This is a genomic window from Nonomuraea glycinis, assembly GCF_014646515.1.
GTDB lineage: Bacteria > Actinomycetota > Actinomycetes > Streptosporangiales > Streptosporangiaceae > Nonomuraea > Nonomuraea glycinis.
The window spans coordinates 967,842-984,506 of record NZ_BMNK01000001.1; the positions used below are offsets into that span (position 1 = coordinate 967,842).

General features: G+C 71.1%; 16 protein-coding genes and 1 pseudogene. 9 read left to right on the top strand and 8 right to left on the bottom strand.

Annotation, left to right across the window (positions count from 1 at the left end):
* Positions 1 to 47: 47 nt before the first annotated feature.
* The 3 genes from IEY87_RS04490 to IEY87_RS04500 form a co-directional block, all read right to left on the bottom strand.
* Positions 48 to 1,229 (bottom strand): hypothetical protein, encoded by a 1,182-nt coding sequence (locus IEY87_RS04490; protein ID WP_189137148.1) that lies wholly within the window; start codon positions 1,227 to 1,229, stop codon positions 48 to 50.
* 115 nt (positions 1,230 to 1,344) lie between these two features.
* Entirely contained in the window at positions 1,345 to 2,022 is a 678-nt protein-coding gene (locus tag IEY87_RS04495) for a DUF4328 domain-containing protein (protein WP_225278035.1), read from the bottom strand.
* A 67-nt stretch (positions 2,023 to 2,089) separates the two neighbouring features.
* Positions 2,090 to 2,737 carry a response regulator gene (locus IEY87_RS04500; protein WP_225278034.1) on the bottom strand — a complete coding sequence of 216 codons (648 nt, stop codon included), beginning with the start codon at positions 2,735 to 2,737 and terminating at the stop codon, positions 2,090 to 2,092.
* 91 nt (positions 2,738 to 2,828) lie between these two features.
* Between IEY87_RS04500 and IEY87_RS04505 the strand changes: the two genes are divergently transcribed.
* Both IEY87_RS04505 and IEY87_RS04510 read left to right on the top strand, forming a co-directional pair.
* Positions 2,829 to 3,506, top strand: a complete 678-nt coding sequence (locus tag IEY87_RS04505; RefSeq protein ID WP_189137151.1) for an ABC transporter ATP-binding protein — start codon at positions 2,829 to 2,831, stop codon at positions 3,504 to 3,506.
* Positions 3,503 to 5,440: an FtsX-like permease family protein gene (locus IEY87_RS04510; RefSeq protein WP_189137152.1), complete on the top strand. Its 1,938-nt coding sequence runs from the start codon at positions 3,503 to 3,505 to the stop codon at positions 5,438 to 5,440. Before IEY87_RS04505 ends, IEY87_RS04510 begins: the two co-directional genes overlap by 4 nt.
* Before the next feature lie 17 nt (positions 5,441 to 5,457).
* On the opposite strand, the pseudogene IEY87_RS47105 reads toward IEY87_RS04510, so the two are convergent.
* The 3 genes and pseudogenes from IEY87_RS47105 to IEY87_RS04520 form a co-directional block, all read right to left on the bottom strand.
* Positions 5,458 to 5,697, bottom strand: a pseudogene (locus IEY87_RS47105) (type II toxin-antitoxin system PemK/MazF family toxin); the annotation flags it as partial.
* 301 nt (positions 5,698 to 5,998) lie between these two features.
* Entirely contained in the window at positions 5,999 to 6,229 is a 231-nt protein-coding gene (locus IEY87_RS04515; RefSeq protein WP_189137153.1) for a hypothetical protein, read from the bottom strand.
* A 66-nt stretch (positions 6,230 to 6,295) separates the two neighbouring features.
* Positions 6,296 to 7,297, bottom strand: a complete 1,002-nt coding sequence (locus IEY87_RS04520) for an LLM class F420-dependent oxidoreductase (protein WP_189137154.1) — start codon at positions 7,295 to 7,297, stop codon at positions 6,296 to 6,298.
* A 133-nt stretch (positions 7,298 to 7,430) separates the two neighbouring features.
* Between IEY87_RS04520 and IEY87_RS04525 the strand changes: the two genes are divergently transcribed.
* Positions 7,431 to 8,807, top strand: a complete 1,377-nt coding sequence (locus tag IEY87_RS04525; RefSeq protein ID WP_225278055.1) for a sulfatase family protein — start codon at positions 7,431 to 7,433, stop codon at positions 8,805 to 8,807.
* Here the strand turns inward: IEY87_RS04525 and IEY87_RS04530 are convergent.
* Complete coding sequence (locus IEY87_RS04530; protein ID WP_189137156.1) at positions 8,804 to 9,505, bottom strand: FadR/GntR family transcriptional regulator; 702 nt, start codon at positions 9,503 to 9,505, stop codon at positions 8,804 to 8,806. The genes IEY87_RS04525 and IEY87_RS04530 overlap by 4 nt on opposite strands.
* Positions 9,506 to 9,612: 107 nt before the next feature.
* On the opposite strand from IEY87_RS04530, the gene IEY87_RS04535 reads away from it, so the two are divergent.
* The 3 genes from IEY87_RS04535 to IEY87_RS04545 are packed head-to-tail and all read left to right on the top strand — an operon-like array spanning position 9,613 to position 12,303.
* Entirely contained in the window at positions 9,613 to 10,344 is a 732-nt protein-coding gene (locus tag IEY87_RS04535) for a (Fe-S)-binding protein (protein WP_189137157.1), read from the top strand.
* On the top strand, positions 10,341 to 11,732 hold the full coding sequence (locus IEY87_RS04540) for a lactate utilization protein B (RefSeq protein ID WP_189137158.1): 1,392 nt from the start codon (positions 10,341 to 10,343) through the stop codon (positions 11,730 to 11,732). The genes IEY87_RS04535 and IEY87_RS04540 overlap by 4 nt, the downstream gene beginning before the upstream one ends.
* The gene (locus tag IEY87_RS04545; RefSeq protein WP_189137159.1) at positions 11,719 to 12,303 is read left to right on the top strand and encodes a LutC/YkgG family protein; all 585 of its coding nucleotides are present in this window, start codon (positions 11,719 to 11,721) and stop codon (positions 12,301 to 12,303) included. Before IEY87_RS04540 ends, IEY87_RS04545 begins: the two co-directional genes overlap by 14 nt.
* On the opposite strand, the gene IEY87_RS04550 is transcribed toward IEY87_RS04545, so the two are convergent.
* Positions 12,293 to 13,303 carry a baeRF2 domain-containing protein gene (locus IEY87_RS04550; RefSeq protein ID WP_189137160.1) on the bottom strand — a complete coding sequence of 337 codons (1,011 nt, stop codon included), beginning with the start codon at positions 13,301 to 13,303 and terminating at the stop codon, positions 12,293 to 12,295. The two genes, IEY87_RS04545 and IEY87_RS04550, sit on opposite strands and share 11 nt — an antisense overlap.
* 96 nt (positions 13,304 to 13,399) lie before the next feature.
* Between IEY87_RS04550 and IEY87_RS04555 the strand changes: the two genes are divergently transcribed.
* The 3 genes from IEY87_RS04555 (at position 13,400) to IEY87_RS04565 (ending at position 16,638) form a co-directional block, all read left to right on the top strand.
* Entirely contained in the window at positions 13,400 to 14,479 is a 1,080-nt protein-coding gene (locus IEY87_RS04555) for a GNAT family N-acetyltransferase (protein ID WP_189137161.1), read from the top strand.
* A gap of 55 nt (positions 14,480 to 14,534) precedes the next feature.
* Entirely contained in the window at positions 14,535 to 15,722 is a 1,188-nt protein-coding gene (locus IEY87_RS04560) for a bifunctional cobalt-precorrin-7 (C(5))-methyltransferase/cobalt-precorrin-6B (C(15))-methyltransferase (RefSeq protein ID WP_189137162.1), read from the top strand.
* 67 nt (positions 15,723 to 15,789) lie between these two features.
* Complete coding sequence (locus IEY87_RS04565; protein WP_189137163.1) at positions 15,790 to 16,638, top strand: sirohydrochlorin chelatase; 849 nt, start codon at positions 15,790 to 15,792, stop codon at positions 16,636 to 16,638.
* The last annotated feature ends 27 nt before the right edge of the window (positions 16,639 to 16,665 follow it).

Here is a 16,665-nt window from a genome sequence, read left to right on the forward strand (position 1 = left end):
GTGGGTTCGATCCATCGCACCGGCCGGTGGATGAAGAAACCGACGTGTCAGCGCCAGTCGATGAACACAGCAGTGTCACCGAGGGTGGAGAACTCCCCGGTCCGCTCGACCTTCTTGGGCGTGGAGCCCGGCTTGGTGTCGCAGAGGTAGTAGTCCCTCACGGTCCCCTTCGCGGAGAGGAACGCGAACTGCTGCCCGTCGGGGGAGACCACCATGCCGTTGTTCCCATGGTCGTTGTCGGGAACGATGGGCGCCCCGGGCTTCGCCCCAGGAGAGATGTCGAGTGTGGCGAATCTGCCCTCACGGGTGCTCTTCGCGTCACACAGCACCGTGTCGTTGTCCAGCCAGCCCACCTGGCCCCCGCCGTCGCAGGAGATGAAGCGGCCCTTCTCCACGAGGTCCGGGCCCACTGCTCGGAGATCTGCCGCGAGTTCCTGGACGTAGCTCTCGCTCAGGAGGCGTTTTCCGTCCGGTGAGACGTGAGCGTCGTTGGCCAGCACCACCCTGCCCGGCGTCCCCACCACGATGAGGTGCCTTTCGCCGACGGTCTCGACCTGCAATTGGTCAACCGCCTTGTGGTCCCCGGCGAGCGCTCGGCTGGCGACGCGCTCTTGGCCGTCCACCTCATGGGTGAACCAGACCGCACTCCCGTCTGGTACGAAGACCGCATTGTCCTCGTGCGGAGTGTTGCCGAACTCCTCGTTCCCCGTCAGATCGGTGAACTTCCCCGAGCGGTCGAGGTATCCGACATGAGTCCCTTCGGTCTCCGGGTCCTCGGTGACCACGGCCATCTTCGTGAAGTCCTGATCGAAGAGCGATCTGATAGCCGTCACATCCCTGGCATCGGCGAGCATGTCGGCCAGCTTGCACAGTTCCTGCACCGCGGTGGCCGGCCTGCCCTTGTCGGACTGAACGACCGCCGTGTCCGGCAGCCGGAACTCCGTATGCGCCACGTGCTTCCAGCTCTGCGGCTCCCAGCCATCGACGTTGACGACTCCGCCGCTGCCGTTCCCCGGCGAGCACACCGCCGTAACGATCACGTTCTGCCGAGGGAAGTCGGCACTGATGCCGGTCTCCGACGATCTTCGATCGCCCTCCGCTCCCGGCCCGCGCTGGTCGTTGTCCGGGGAACAGGCAACCAGACTTGCTGCTAACGCCAGTGAAAGAAGAGTCACAGTAGTCTTCGGCATATCAACCTTTCGTCCGCCCCTTCCGATGCCGGACCGCATCGTACAGAAAGGGCTTCAGACGGGTGCGCCGTCAAGGATCTTGACAGCACCACTGCGTAGGGCTGCCGGCCGGCGGTGTCGATCCGTCACCCGTCCGGTGATCGCGCGACAGCGGTCAGGTGGTGCGGCCGATGGGGGCGGTGCCGAGCAGAGGGCTCAAGGGCTGGTCCGTGCTGTCCGGGGCGGTGCAGGCGAGCTGTTGCAGGCGGGTGATCTCGCGTACGGTGGCCGCGCAGAGCAGGGCGGACAGGGTCAGGCAGGTGAGCTCGGCGAGTCCCGCTCCCGTGAGGCCGCCGGAGGGGTCGCGGGCGAGTCCGGTCACGGCCAGGGTCAGCGTCGTCAGCCAGCTCAGCCACCAGGCCGCCACGAGCGCGAGCCAGCGCGCCCGCCGGTCGGACGGCGGCCGGGCGCCCTTCCAGAGCTCGTGCACCAGCAGAGCGGGCCCCACCAGGTTGACGCCGGGGATCAGCCAGGCGCCCGCCACCGCGGTGGACGGCGCGGAGGGGTCGTTGGCCTGTCTGGCGCGCACCAGCCAGGTGACGTAGGCGGCAGCGGCGGCGAGGGTGGCGGCCGTGGTCAGCATCAGCAGCACCGCGAAGACGGTCACCGCGCCGACGAGGGCCTCGGCGTCGGCGCCCCGTGGACGGCCGCCGAACGCGGCGAGCTGCGTGGCGAGCTCGCGTCCGCGGACCCGCTCGAAGAGCACGAGGGCGCCCAGGGAGACGACTTGCGCCGCGAGCGTCACGTAGACGGCAGAGGCGGCTTTGATGGGCGGTGCCTGGGCAAAGCGCACGATGTTCTCCCCCCGGGCCATGCGCTGAGGTTCTGTTTCACTTGTATCCCGCAGATCCCTCCGCTAATCAGGTGACGACGCCCGATTCCCAGGCCCATGCCGCGATCTCCACCCTGTTCCGGGCGCCGAGTTTGGTGAAGACGCTGCCGAGGTGCGTCTTCACCGTCGACAGCGACACGAACAGCTCGGCGGCCACCTCCTGGTTGGTGCGGCCCTTGGCGACCAGGCGGACGACGTCGAGCTCGCGGTCCGTCAGCGGCTCGGGCAGCGGGGCGGGCCCGCGCCGGGGCTGCGCCAGGTGCCGCAGCAGCCGGACGGTCACCGACGGCGACACCAGCGACTCGCCGCCGGCCGCCGCCCTGACCGCCTCCACCAGCAGCGTGGGCCCGCTGTCCTTGAGCAGGAAGCCGGTCGCGCCGGCCCGCAGCGCGCCGTACACGTACTCGTCCAGGTCGAAGGTGGTGACGATGACCACCCGCATGGGGGCCTCGACACCGGGCCCGGCCAGCGCGCGGGTCGCCTCCAGCCCGTCGAGCCTGGGCATCCTGATGTCGAGCAGGCACACGTCCGGCCGTAACCGCCTGGCCTCGGAGACCGCCTCCGCGCCGTCCGCGACGGCCGCCACGACCTCCATGTCCGGTTGGGCGTCAAGAATCATCTGAAAGCCGGTACGTACGAGTTGCTGGTCGTCGGCGATGAGCACCCGAATAGTCACGGGGCCAACTCTAGGATCAACCGTTCGGCCGAGGGGAAACCGGTCACAAAGCCGATCCGCGCCACCCTGCCCGCCCGCCAGGCTCTGAGGCATGAACGATGTGCTTGTTGGACAGGCCCTGACCAAGCGGTTCGGGCAGACGGTGGCGCTGGGCGGCGTGGATCTCGCGGTGCGGGCCGGGGAGGCCGTGGCGATCATGGGGCCCAGTGGCTCCGGCAAGTCCACGCTGCTGCACTGCCTGGCGGGGATCATGAAACCGGACGGGGGTGAGGTACGCCTGCTCGGCGAGCGCATCGACGGCATGCGCGAGCGGGCGCGCAGCGCCCTGCGCCGCACCCGGTTCGGGTTCGTCTTCCAGTTCGGGCAGCTCCTGCCGGAGTTGGCCGCCGAGGAGAACGTCGCGCTCCCGCTGATGCTGAGCGGCGTCCCTCGCGCCAAGGCCGTACGTCAGGCGCGCTCCTGGTTCGGGCCCCTCGGCCTGGGCGGCATGGAGACCCGGCGGCCGGGCGAGCTGTCCGGCGGGCAGGCGCAGCGGGTGGCCATCGCCAGGGCGCTGGTGACCAAGCCGGCGGTGGTGTTCGCCGACGAGCCGACGGGCGCGCTCGACCAGACGACCGGCCAGGAGACGATGCGGCTGCTGGTGGAGGCCACCCGGGGCAACGGCGCCGGCCTGGTCGTGGTGACCCACGACCCCAACGTGGCCTCCTGGTGCGAGCGTACGGTCGAGGTCCGCGACGGCCTGCTGGCAGTGGGCGGGGTGCGGACGTGAACCTCGACCTGACGTGGCGGCTGCTCAGAGGAGGCGGCCGCAAGGGGATGCTCGGCACCTGGCTCACGCTGGGCGCGGTGGCCGTGTCCACGATGCTGCTGCTGTTCGCCGTGACGGCCAACTTCGCCTTCCAGGCCAGGGCCGACAGAGGCGCCTGGCGCGTCCCGGTGGCGGCCGCCTCGGGCAAGGCCGTGGCCGTCGAGGCGACACGCTACGACTACGTACGCGGCCGGAAGATCACGGTCGTCGACCTGGCCGCACTGAACGGCCGGGCGCCCGCGCCGCCGGGGCTGGCCCGCTTCCCCGCCCCGGGCGAGGCGTGGCTCTCCCCGGCGCTGGCCGAGCTGGCCGGGCGGCTCCCCGCCGACCAGCTCGCCGCCCGCTTCCCCGCGCGGACGGGCGTACTCGGCGAGGAGGCGTTGATCCACCCGGAGGAGCTGGTCGCGGTCGTCGGCCACCGGCCCGACGCGCCGGAGATGACGGCGGCGCGCAGCGACGAGTGGACCGCGGGCAGCCGGCCGACCCAGGTGGCCGACCTGGTGGGCAGGCCCTCGGAGGACGCTCGCGGCTACCAGATCCTGGCGCTCATCGCCGGCGTGCTCATGGTGGTGCCGCTGCTGGTGTTCGGCGGGGCCGCGGCCCGGCTCACCGTGGCCAGGCGGGACCAGCGGCTGGCCACGCTGCGGCTGGTCGGCGCGACGCCCGGCCAGGTGGTCGGCATGACCGTGGCCGAGGCGGTGATCGTGGCGTTCGCCGGCGCGCTGGCCGGGACCGCCGCCTACGCGCTGGCCGTGCCGCTGCTCACCCGTATCGAGATCAGCGGCGGCCCCTGGTTCGCCGCGGACCTGCTGCCGCACCCGCTGGTGCCGGCCGCCTGCCTGGTCGCGGTGCCGCTGCTGGTGGGCCTGTCGGCGGTGGCCGGGCTAAGGCGGGTGGTCGTCAGCCCGCTCGGCGTGGCCAAGCGGGAGACCCCGCCCGCCATGCGCTGGTTCAGGGCACTCGCCCTGCTGGCGGTACTCGCCGTGGTCCCCATGCTGGGCCAGGCCACCAGCGTGACGGTCGTCGCGGTGGTGATCGGCCTGGCGTTCCTCTGCGTCAACCTGGTCGGCCCGTGGGTGGTCGGGATCATCGGCCGCGTCACCGCCGCGACCGCCCGCAGGCCGGCCGGACTGCTCGCCGGCCGCAGACTGGTGGACGACCCCCGCTCGGCCTGGCGCACCGTGAGCGGCGTGGCCATGACCGGCTTCGTCGCGGGCTTCCTCGCTCTGCTCACCCCGGGCGCGCTCGCCACCGGCGCGACCCCGGGCGAGCTGCGCGTCCTCGTCCCCGAGGGGTCGCCGTCGGCGGTCGCCGAGCAGGCCCGCGAGCGGCTCGGGAAGGCGGGCGTCACCGCCACCGTGCGGCGCTCGGACAAGCTCGTCGGCGTGACCCCGGCCGGCCACGCCGATCCGGCGACCATGGACCGGGCCCGCACCGCCCTGGCCGGGCTCGTCCCCGGCCGCACCCCCACCTCCGACGCCGACCACGAGCACGACAACGTGCAGATCATCGACGACATCCGCTCGGGAACGGTGGTGGTGCTGTCGGTGTCGTTCCTGGTGGCCATCGCCAGCGCGGGCATCACCGCGGCCTCCTCGATCCTCGACCGGCGGCAGACGTACGGACTGCTGCGGCTGGCGGGCACGCCGCTGACGGTGCTCGACCGCGCCCGCAGGACCGAGACGCTGGTCCCGCTCGCGGTGATGGGCGGCGGGTCGATCGCGGTGGGAGTGTTCTGCGGGCTGCCGTTCATGAGCGGCGCACCCGACGGCGGCGGCCTGACCATGCTCCTGGTCTGCGTGGGGCTCGGCTTCGCCGGGGTGCTCGGGGCAGGCGCCGCGAGCAGGCCCCTGTTGAGGTCTGTCACCGCCGACCCGGCCCCACGCCCCGACTGAATCGGTGCGGTCCAGATTCGATGGGCACGCACGATGGAGGGGGCTACGAGCCCGACTGACTGCCAGTCTGAGATCACCACGTCATGCGGGCCCGGATTCGTGGCGCGCTTGGCACTCGAAGTGATCATCGCTGCCAGAATGGCGCGATCTGATCCGGCTCCTGCGGTGGCGATGATCAGGACCGGGCGCTTCTTGTAGGGTTTCGGCTCCGCATGGCTGAAGGGAAACCAGACGAGCCGTACTTCTCCGGGGTTCACAGGTCGTCGTAGAGAGAGTCTTCGGGACTGTCCCAGTCCTCGCTCCAAAGACGGGAGACATATGTACGGACATGCTCGTCCGTGTCGCAGTCCTCGTAGGGCGCCGGCCCGACCAACGGTGAGTTGCTGGAAACTGCGGGCCAGGGTCCGTGGAGAACCGCTGACGTCGTGGGGTTCACGCGCACGGGCTTCAGATGCTGTCGCCGCCGCACCTGAGGGCTCGTAGAGCGTATGTGCTCGTATCGAAACTCCTCAGCGGTGCTGGTGGAGCAGAGAGAAAGAGACAAGGGGGGCGTCATGATCAGTCCTTCCCGTCGTGCTCGGACTGTGCCTTGGCAGCTCTGTCCACGAGAGTGTCGTACTGGTCGGCGGTCTGCTGGAGGACTTGGATCAGTTCATCCAGGCGTTCCCTGCTCATCTGGTAGCGACCATGGACCATGACCTTGATTCCATTGTCCTTCAGCACATCGAGGGCCTGCCTTCGGCCTTCGACGTCCTGCGGGATCAATGGCGGCGGGATCGTGCCGAGCACCAGGTAAATCCCATCCGGTCCGGCGCCTGCCGTCGGCCAGAATGGGCCAGAACATGGTCCAGGCCGTCAGCCGAGGACCAGGTCGCGGACGGTGCGTAGGGTCGGCTCGTCGCGGGGGCCCATGACGAGCAGGGATGTGACCGGGGACTTGTGCCAGAGTTCCAGGCGTTCCTTGATGCGGCCCGGCGGGCCGACCAGGGAGATGCCGTCGGCGAGTTCGTCGGGGATGGCGCGGAACGCCTCATCCCGGCGGCCCGCGAGGTAGAGCGACTGGATGTGCTCGGCCGCTTCGGCGTAGCCCATCCGGCCGATGATGTCGGCGTGGAAGTTGCGCTGCTTGGCGCCCATGCCGCCGATGTAGAGGGTGAGCATCATCTTGACGCCGTCCAGGGCGGCGCGGACGTCGTCGGAGATGACGACCATGACCATGGCGGCGATGTCGAAGCCGGGGCTCCTGGGCGCCAGCGCTTCGCCGTACATCTCCTCGATCTTGGACGGGAAGGCGAACAGCGGGAGCCAGCCCTGGGCGAGTTCGGCTGCCAGGGCGACGTTCTTGGGGCCTTCGGCGCCCAGGTAGACGGGGATCTCGGGGCGTAGCGGGTGGGTGATGAGCTTGAGCGGCTTGCCGAGGCCGCCGGGCAGGGGCAGCGGGTGGTGGGGGCCGTCGTTGGTGACGGGCTCCTCGCGGCGCCAGACCTTGCGCATGATCTCGACGTACTCGCGGGTCCTGGCCAGCGGCTTGGCGAACGGCTGGCCGTACCAGCCCTCGACGACCTGAGGGCCGGAGGCGCCGACGCCGAGCAGCAGGCGGCCGCCGGTGAGGTGGTCGAGGGTCATCGCGGTCATGGCCGTGGTGACCGGCGGCCTGGCCGACATCTGGGCGATCGACGTGCCGAGCTTGATGCGCGAGGTGCGCGCGCCGTACCAGGCCAGGGGGGTGAACACGTCGCTGCCGTAGGCCTCGGCGGTCCACACCGAGTCGTAGCCGAGCCGTTCGGCGGCGAGCACCGAGTCGGTCGCGTCGTCGGCGTTGCGCTGCCAGTAGCCGAGGTTAAGGCCGAGCTTCAAATCGACACCTCCCGAATTAAGTTCTATTAGGGGTCGGTGAGGGGCCGGGTGTCAATGCGGATCCATTGGGGACGTGTGCTTCGTGTACAAGGCTCTGTGTCGTCTCGTCTGTGTCCTGCTGCTTGTGCTACCGGTGGCCCAGCCCGCCGCGGCCTCAGGAGGCAGGCCGAACATCGTCTTCATCGTGGCCGACGACCTCGATTACGGGACGTTGCCGTACTTTCCGAACATCACGCAGCATGTGGTGAACGAGGGGACCTCGTTCGAGCGGTTCTTCGTGACGAACTCCTGGTGCTGTCCGTCGCGCTCGTCGATCTTGCGCTCGCAGTACGTGCACAGCCACGGAGTATGGACGAATACGCCGCCAGAGGGGGGCTTTGCCAGATTTTACGAACTAGGTCTGGAACGTTCCACCATCGGAACCTGGATGAAGGACGCCGGCTATCGCACCGCGTTGATGGGCAAGTATCTCAACCACTATCCGGGCAATGTGGTCCCGAAAACTTACGTGCCGCCAGGCTGGGACGAATGGGCCGTTCCGGTCAGCCATCTCTATCGGGAGTACGGCTACCGGCTCAACGAGAACGGGCGGGTGACCCGTTACGGCTGGGGGGAGGAGGACTACCTCTCGGACGTGCTGGCGGGCAAGGCCGGCGACTTCATCGCCGGCAGCCGGACGCCGTTCTTCCTCTATCTCGCCCCGATCGCGCCGCACCTGCCGGCCAACTCCGCCGTACGGCACGCCGGCGCGTTCCCCGGCGCCCGTGCCCCGAGGACGCCCTCGTTCAACAGGGAGGACGTGAGCCGGGAGCCGGAGTGGCTGCGCTCCAGGCCCCCGCTGACCAAGAAGCAGATCCGGCGCGTCGACCGGCGCTACCGCAACAGGATGCGGGCCATGCTGGGCGTCGATGACCTCGTCGGCTCGGTGGTCGAGACGCTGCGGGAGACCGGCAAGCTCGACAACACCTACATCTTCTTCACTTCCGACAACGGCTTCCACCAGGGCACCCACCGCCTCCCGAAGGGCAAGACCACGCCGTTCGAGGAGGCCATCAAGGTCCCGCTCGTGGTGCGCGGGCCGGGGATCCCGAGGAACGTCACGATCGGGGAGATGGGCGCCACGGTGGACCTCGCGCCCACCATCTCGGCGCTCGGCGGGGCCGTCCCGCCGCCCTTCGCGGAGGGGCGGTCGCTGCTGCCGGTGCTGCACGGCGGGCAGCCGGCGGTCTGGCGGAAGAACGCCCTGATCGAGTTCGACCGGCCGACCAACCGGTCCTCGGCCGCGCAGACGCCGGTGCCGCCCTATCGGGCCGTGCGCACGCCGCGCTACACCTATGTCAAATATGAGACAGGCGAGGAGCAACTGTACGACCTGCGCTCGGACCCCTACCAGCTCGACAATCTGGCCGCGACCGCCTCCCCGGAGCTGCTGACCGACCTGCGGGCCCGGCTGGAGGCCATGCGGACCTGCGCCGGAGCCAACTGCCTGGTCGCCGACTCCACCGGTTAGCCGTCAGCGGCCGGGAACAGCGACGGGTAGGCGTGCGCCAGGTGGTCGGTCACCGCGCGGGAGGCCGCGCCGGGGTCGCCGGCGTCGACGGCGGCCAGGATCCGCCGGTGGTCGGCCTGCAGCAGGGACGTGTCACCCAGCCGCTCCACCGCCTCCACCGCGTAGCGCCGCATCGAGTCCCGCAGCGAGCGCATGATGGCGGCGATCAGCCGGTTGCCGGAGGCGTCCGCGAGGGCGCAGTGGAAGGCCGTGTCGTGCTCCACGAACTCCTCGGCCGAGCCCGCCGTGCCCATCGCGGCCAGCGCTGCGGCCAGGCCCGAGGTGTCGGCGCGGGCGGCCGCCGCCCGGTCGGCGGCCCAGCGCTCGATCATCAGCCGGGTGTCGATGACCTCGCGCAGCTCCAGGCTCGCCAGGCCGAGGTGCAGCCGGAGCAGGTCGGTGAGCGCGGTGTCCGGCCGGGAGGTGAGGATGGCGCCCGCGTCGGGACCCCGCCCCACCTGCGAGGACACCACGCCGAGGGTCTCCAGCACGCGCATCGCCTCGCGCACGGACGAGCGGCCGACGCCGAGCTGCTCGGCGAGCTGCCGCTCGGCCGGCAGCCGGGCGCCCACGGTGAGGCCGTCCTCGACGATGCGCCGCTCGATCTGGGCGAGCACGTCCTCGAACGTGCGCGTCTTCTTGGCGGGCCGGTCGGTCAACGGGGTCTCCTTGGCGGCCACGAGGGGGTGCGGTCCGACGATGTCGTCCGGTATGGTCTGACCATACTGTGGTCAGACCATACCCCGGAAAGCTCGGAAGGTGAGGCGTGCGAGTCGCCCTGTTCATCACGTGCGTGAACGACACGCTCTTCCCCGGCACCGGCAAGGCCGTCGTGTCGCTCCTGCGCAGGCTGGGCTGCGACGTCGACTTCCCGGCCGCGCAGACGTGCTGCGGGCAGATGCACGTCAACACCGGTTATCCGAAGGAGGGCGTACGGCTGGCGCGCCACTTCACCGAGGTCTTCGCCGGCTACGACGCGGTGGTCGCGCCGTCCGGGTCGTGCGCGGCCATGGTGCGCGAGCAGTACCCCAAGCTGGTACGGCCGGGCAGCAAGGGCGCGGCGGCCATCGCCGAGGTCGCGCCTCGGGTGTACGAGCTCTCCGAGTTCCTGCTCGACGTCCTGAAAGTCGATGACGTAGGCGCATATTTCCCGCACCGGGTGACATATCACCCGACATGTCACTCGCTCCGGGGGCTGCACCTGGGCGACAAGCCCACCCGGCTGCTGAGCAAGGTGCGCGGCCTGGAGCTGGTCCCGCTGCCCAGAGCCGAGGAGTGCTGCGGCTTCGGCGGCACCTTCGCGGTGAAGAACCCGGCGGTCTCCGCCGCGATGGGCTCCGACAAGGCACGTCACGTGACCGGCACGGGGGCGGAGGTGCTCTGCGCGGCCGACAACTCCTGTCTCATGCACATCGGCGGCACGCTCGGCCGGCAGCGCTCCGGCGTGCGGATCATGCATCTGGCGGAGATCCTCGCGACGACGGAGGCGACCCCATGAGCGGCACATTCCTCGGCATGCCAGGAAATTTCCCGGAAAACGCTGCGAAGGCCGTACAAGACTCTCAGCTCAGGTACAACCTCCGGAAAGCCACGCACACCATCCGGGGCAAGCGCGCGAACGTCGTGGGCGAGCTCCCCGACTGGACGGAGCTCCGCGCGGCCGGAAAGGCGATCAAGGACGAGACCCTGCGCCACCTCGACCGCTACCTGATCCAGCTGGAGGAGGCGGTGACGAGGGCGGGCGGCCACGTGCACTGGGCCCGCGACGCCGCCGAGGCCAACCGCATCGTCGCCGACCTGGTCAAGGCCACCGGCGAGAGCGAGGTGGTCAAGGTCAAGTCGATGGCCACCCAGGAGATCGAGCTCAACGAGGCCCTGGCCGAGCAGGGCATCACCGCCTACGAGACCGACCTGGCCGAGCTGATCGTCCAGCTCGGCGACGACTTCCCCAGCCACATCCTGGTCCCCGCGATCCACCGCAACAGGGCCGAGATCCGCGAGATCTTCCTCGACAAGATGCCCGAGACCCCGCCCGGCCTCACCGACGAGCCCGCCGCGCTCGCCGAGGCCGCCCGGCTGCACCTGCGCGAACGCTTCCTCAGGAGCAAGGTGGCGATCTCCGGCGCCAACTTCATGGTCGCCGAGACCGGCACGCTGGTGGTGCTGGAGTCCGAGGGCAACGGCCGCATGTGCCTGACGCTGCCCGAGACCCTGATCAGCGTGGTGGGCATCGAGAAGCTGGTGCCCGCCTGGCGCGACCTGGAGGTCTTCCTGCAGTTGCTGCCGCGCAGCTCCACCGGCGAGCGGATGAACCCGTACACCAGCATGTGGACGGGCGCGGTCGAAGGCCAGGACTTCCACCTGGTGCTGCTCGACAACGGCCGCACCGGCGTGCTCGCCGACGAGGTCGGCCGCCAGGCGCTGCGCTGCATCCGCTGCTCGGCCTGCCTGAACGTGTGCCCCGTCTACGAGCGCGCGGGCGGCCACGCCTACGGCTCGGTCTATCCGGGCCCGATCGGCGCCATCCTCACCCCGCAGCTCAGAGGCATGTCGTCGGATCTGGACGCCTCCCTGCCGTACGCCTCCAGCCTGTGCGGCGCCTGCTACGAGGTCTGCCCGGTGGCGATCGACATCCCCGAGGTGCTCGTCCACCTGCGCGGCAAGGCGCCGCACAACCCGGCCGAGCGCGCGGGCATGCGCGTCGCGGGCTGGATCCTGGACGACTCGGTACGACTCGGCAAGGCACAGCGCCTGGCCACCCGCTTCCGCAAGCTGGTCCCCAAGCGGCTGCCCGGCCCGCTGTCGGCCTGGACCGACACCCGGGACCTGCCCGACATCCCGGAAGAATCCTTCAGAGACTGGTGGGAGCGTCATGAACGCCCGTGACGAGATCCTCGGCAGGATCAGGCAGGCCGTCCGCGACGCGCCCGAGGTGGAGATCCCCCGCGCCTACCGCACCCGGACATCGGTGGCCGACCTGGTGGGCCTGTTCGCCGAGCGGGTGGACGACTACCGCGCGATCGTGCACGTCCTGCCGTCGGCCGAGGTCCCGGACAAAATCACTGAGCTGGTACGCGGCCGCCGCATGGTGGTGCCCGACGGGCTGCCGCCCCAGTGGGCGGGACAGGCCGAGCGCGCCGGCGGCTCACTGGCCGAGCTGGACGCCGCCGACGGTGTCGTCACCGGCTGCGCGGTGGCCATCGCCGAGACCGGCACGATCGTCCTCGACGCGGGGCCCGGCCAGGGCAGCCGGGCGCAGACGCTGGTGCCCGACTACCACCTGTGCGTGGTGCGGGCCGAGCAAATCGTGGCCGGGGTGCCCGAGGCGGTCGCCAGGCTCGACCCGGCCCGCCCGCTCACCTGGATCAGCGGCCCGTCGGCCACCAGCGACATCGAGCTCAACCGGGTCGAGGGCGTGCACGGCCCGCGCACGCTCGAAGTGATCGTCAGTACCTGAGCACGGCCGCCACGTCCGGCACCTGGTCGGTGAACCAGAGCTCGGCGTCCGTCATGGTCGCCGCCCTGACCAGGGCCGAGTCGGCCCGCTCCGCGACCGGCTTCTCGACGCCCCAGTCGCGCAGCTCCCCGTCGTCGGCCGACACCTGGGTGCCGCCCTCGCCGACCCAGACCTGCCGGTCCAGCTCACCGGGCAGGAGCAGCGCGTGCACCCTGCCCTCACGCAGGGCGCGCGCGACCTGCGTCATCCCCACCGGCCCGTCCTGCTCGCGATGCCGCGCCAGCAGCTCGGCCCGCCTGCGATCGAGCCACCGGTCGAGCGCCACCTCCACATCATGCTCGAACCCGCCGAGACCGCCGCGATGGCCGTGCTCCACCATCAGCATCCGGTCGGTGGACTTGGTGCCGAGATGGTCGCCCACCAGGGACCGCGACTTCGCCTCACCCGCCACCAGTACGAGGTCCGCGCCGATGCGCCGTACCTGCTCGTCGATCTCGTGCGCGACGGCCACCGCGTTCTTCTCCCAGGTCTCCTCCACGGCTCGCTCATAGCGCTTCTGGGACCAGCCGCCCTGCGCGGTCTTCTGCAGCGGCCAGTCCTCGGCCTCGATCGTCGCGCTGCGCGGGGAGCCGCCGCCGAACACCGTCACCTCCGCCCCCGCGTGGTCCACGACCACCCGCAGGTGCGCCACGTTCTCACCGCGCCGCATCAGCATGGGCGTGACGTGCGGCAGCGGCGAGAAGCGGGCCAGTGGCCGCGGCGGCTCGGCCAGCCTCTCGACCAGCACCACGTCGTGCTCGGTGGCGAACACCGCCTGCCCCGGGCCCGGCCGCAGCGCCTCCTCCTCCAGCGCCTGCGGTATCCGCGCGCCCGCCCGCACCGCCTCGCCGCGCAGGCCGGCCCACTGCACCGCCCGTTCCCGCTCGGCGAGCGCCCCCACGTACACGCTCGTGTACGGTCCACCGCGCTCGTAGAGCGGCCGGATGAAGTCGAGCCGCACCGGTCACCACCTCCGCTCCTGGGTAACGCCCCTCCCTGCAAGCGCACCTACCCCCGCTTTCATGGGCAAACATGGCGATTGTGTAGCCTGCCGAGGGTGTTCGATGTGGACGTCGACCTCCCTACCGGACGTCTGGTGCTCCGGCAGTTCGGCCCTCAGGACGCGGACCGGATCAGGTCCATCGTGCGGTCCAAAGTCCCGTTCCTGCCGCCGGGAGCGCCCGGTCACGTCTCGGGCGTCAAGCAGTGGCTCGCCCACGGCGTGCACGGGTTGCGGCGCTCCGGGCAGGGCGTGCACCTGGCCATGCACGACAACGACGATCGCATCGTGGGCGCCATCAGCCTGTTCAAGACCTCCTGGGGCGCGGGCACCACCGAGGTCGGCTACGGCGTCCACCCCCTCTACCGGGGACGCGGCTTCGCCACCGAAGCCGTACGGGCGCTGACGGACTGGGCGTTCGCCACCACCGAGCTGCGCAGGATCGACCTGACGGCCAACCTGGACAACCTCGCGTCCATCCGAGTGGCCCACAAAGCGGGCTTCACCTGGGAAGGCGTGCTGCGCGCCGCCGTACTGGAGGATGACGGACCGCATGACCTGGTCGTCTTCGGCCTGCTGCGCGACGACGACCGCACCTCGGCCGACACGCTGCCCCGCACCGAGCTGCGCACCCCGCGGCTGCTGATCCGGCCGCTGGCGGAGTCGGACGCGCCGGACCTGGCGATCACCGCCGCCGACCCGCTCACCCAGGCCAGGATCGGGGTGCCGCGCGGCTACACCGAGACGGACGCCAGGCGGTACATCGACCTGGCCGAGCGGATGCGGACCAGAGGCCAGGGCCTCGCCTGGGCGGTGGAGGACCGGGCGACCGCGCGCTTCGCCGCCCACGTGGACCTCAGGGACGTCGACTGGGCCAACCGGAGCTGCGAGGTCGGCTACATGGCCGCGCCGTGGGCCCGCGGCAACGGGATCACCGCCGAGGCGGTCGCCGCCATCGCCCGCTGGCTCTTCCGCGAGCACGGCTTCCGGCGGGTCAAGCTCCGCGCGACCAGGTCCAACCCGGCCTCGCACCGGGTGGCGGAGAAGGCCGGCTTCGTCCGCGAAGGCGTCGAACGCAACGCCCTGGACGGGGAGGACCTGGTGATCTTCAGCCTCATCCCCTCGGATTTGCCGTGAAGGTTGGTCAACCGCCGGTAGAGCCGTCACCCTGGAGGTGAGGACGGTGAGGCCCATGATCACAGTTGTCGGCTGGGACGGTTCGGAGCTGTCGGCCAGGGCGGTCGAGCGGCTGCGTGCGGCCCGCCTCGTCATCGGGCCCGACGCCGTCATCGGCCGGCTGGCGCTGACCGCGCCCACCGTCGCCGACACCAGGCTGCTCGAAACCCTCGACGAGCACCTCGAACAGGGCGAAGGCCCCGCCGTCGTGCTCGCCGAGGGCGACCCCGGCTTCTTCGGCGTGGTGCGCCGGCTGCGCGCCCACGGGCTCAAGCCCGACGTGCTCCCCGCCACCTCGCTGATCACCCGCGCCTTCGCCTGCGCCGGGCTCGGCTGGGAGGACGCCCTCGTCGTCGCCCCCGCCGGCCCGCACCAGCTCAACCGCGCGGTCAACGCCTGCCGGGCACACCACAAGGTGGCCGTGCTCGTCACCCCCGGCGTCGGCCCCGGCGAAATCGCCAGGGAGCTCGCCCCGACCACGCCCCGCTCCCTCATCGTCTGCGAGGACCTCGGCGGCCCCGGCCAGCGCGTCACCGACAGCCGCATGGGCGAGGCCACCACCCGGCCCTGGAAGGACCCCGACGTGGTGCTCGTCGTCGACCCGCTGCACCGGCCCAAGGAGCCGGGCTGGGTGGCGGGCGCGCAGCCCGGCCCGTCGGAGTGGGCACTGGAGTGGGCGCCGCCGCTGGAGTCGCGGCTGCCGCCGGAGGTCCGGGCGTACGTCCTGGCCAAGCTCGGCCCCCGCCTCGGTGACCTGGTGTGGGACGTGGGCGCGGGCGGCGGCGAGATCGCCGTCGAGTGCGCCAGGCTGGGAGCCGCCGTCGTGGCCGTCGAACGCGACCAGGACGCCTGCGCCCGGCTGCGCGCCAGCGTGCTCGCCCACGGCGTCAAGGTGGCGCTGACCAGGGGACAGGCGCCGCCCGCGCTCGAACCGCTGCCCGACCCGGACGCCGTCTTCGTCGGCGGCGGCGGCACCGACGTGATCGTCGCCTGCGCCGCCCGCCGTCCCCGCTCACTCGTGTGCGCGCTCAAGACCGTCGAACGCGTGTCCGCCGTGCTCGACCGGCTGCGCGAGCTCGGCTATCGTGCCGAAGGCAGCCAGATCCTGGCTGCGAAGCTGGCCCTCGGCCCCGACGGATCCCACAGCCTGACCGCCGCCGACCCCGTTTTCGTCGTCCACGCGACACCCGCGCACACACCGTGACCTGTCGCCCACCGGCGCACATCGGTTATCCTCGCGTGTCTTCCTCTACGCACCGGAGTTCCTTCGCATGAAGCCGCCGCTCCTGCTCATCGGGCAGGGCTCGAACGACGACGCCGACTCTGCGGAATTCGGGCGATTCGTCCACCGGCTCCGTTGCCGACTCGACCCGAGCGCCACCGACGTCTCCGCCGGCTACCTCGAACGCGCCACCCCCCGGCTGAGCGACTCCGTCGCCTCCCTGGTCGCCAGGGGGCACCACCGCCTGGTGACGCTCCCGCTCACCCTGAGCCGGGTGGGCGACGAACTGCCCCACGCCATGGCGCTGGAGCAGAAGAAACACCCCACCCTGATGTACGACTCCGGCCGCCCGCTCGGACCCGACCCGCGCGTGCTCGCGATGCTGGCCGAGCGGCTCAACGACGCCGCCGCCGAGATGCCGCCCAGCCCTCGCCCGCTGGAGCTCGTCGGCGCCAGGACCAGGCTGCGAGCCGTCGACACGCTGCCCGCCGAGAGCCTGCCCCTGCCCATCGAGCCGGGCGAGACCGCCGTCGTCCTGGTCGGCGACGGCTCGATGGACCCGGTGGCCAACGCCGAGATCCACCGGGTGTCGCGGCTGTTCTGGGAGACCCACGCCTACGACTTCATGACCGTCGAGACCGCGTTCGTCTCCCTCACCCCGCCCGGCGTCCCGGGCGGTCTGGAGCGGTGCCGCCGCCTCGGCGCCAAGCGCGTCATCGTCGTGCCCTACCTGCTGTTCGCCGGTGGCGCGCTGGAGCGCGTATGGGCCCAGGCGCTGGCGTACGTCGCCGGGCACCCCGATCTCGACATCCGCTGCGCCGAGGTGATCGGCGACTGCGACACCCTGGCCGACGTGGTCATCGACCGCTACGAGGAAGTGCTCCAACTCGCCCCGTAGGACGTCGGAGCCGGGCGACTCCGACCC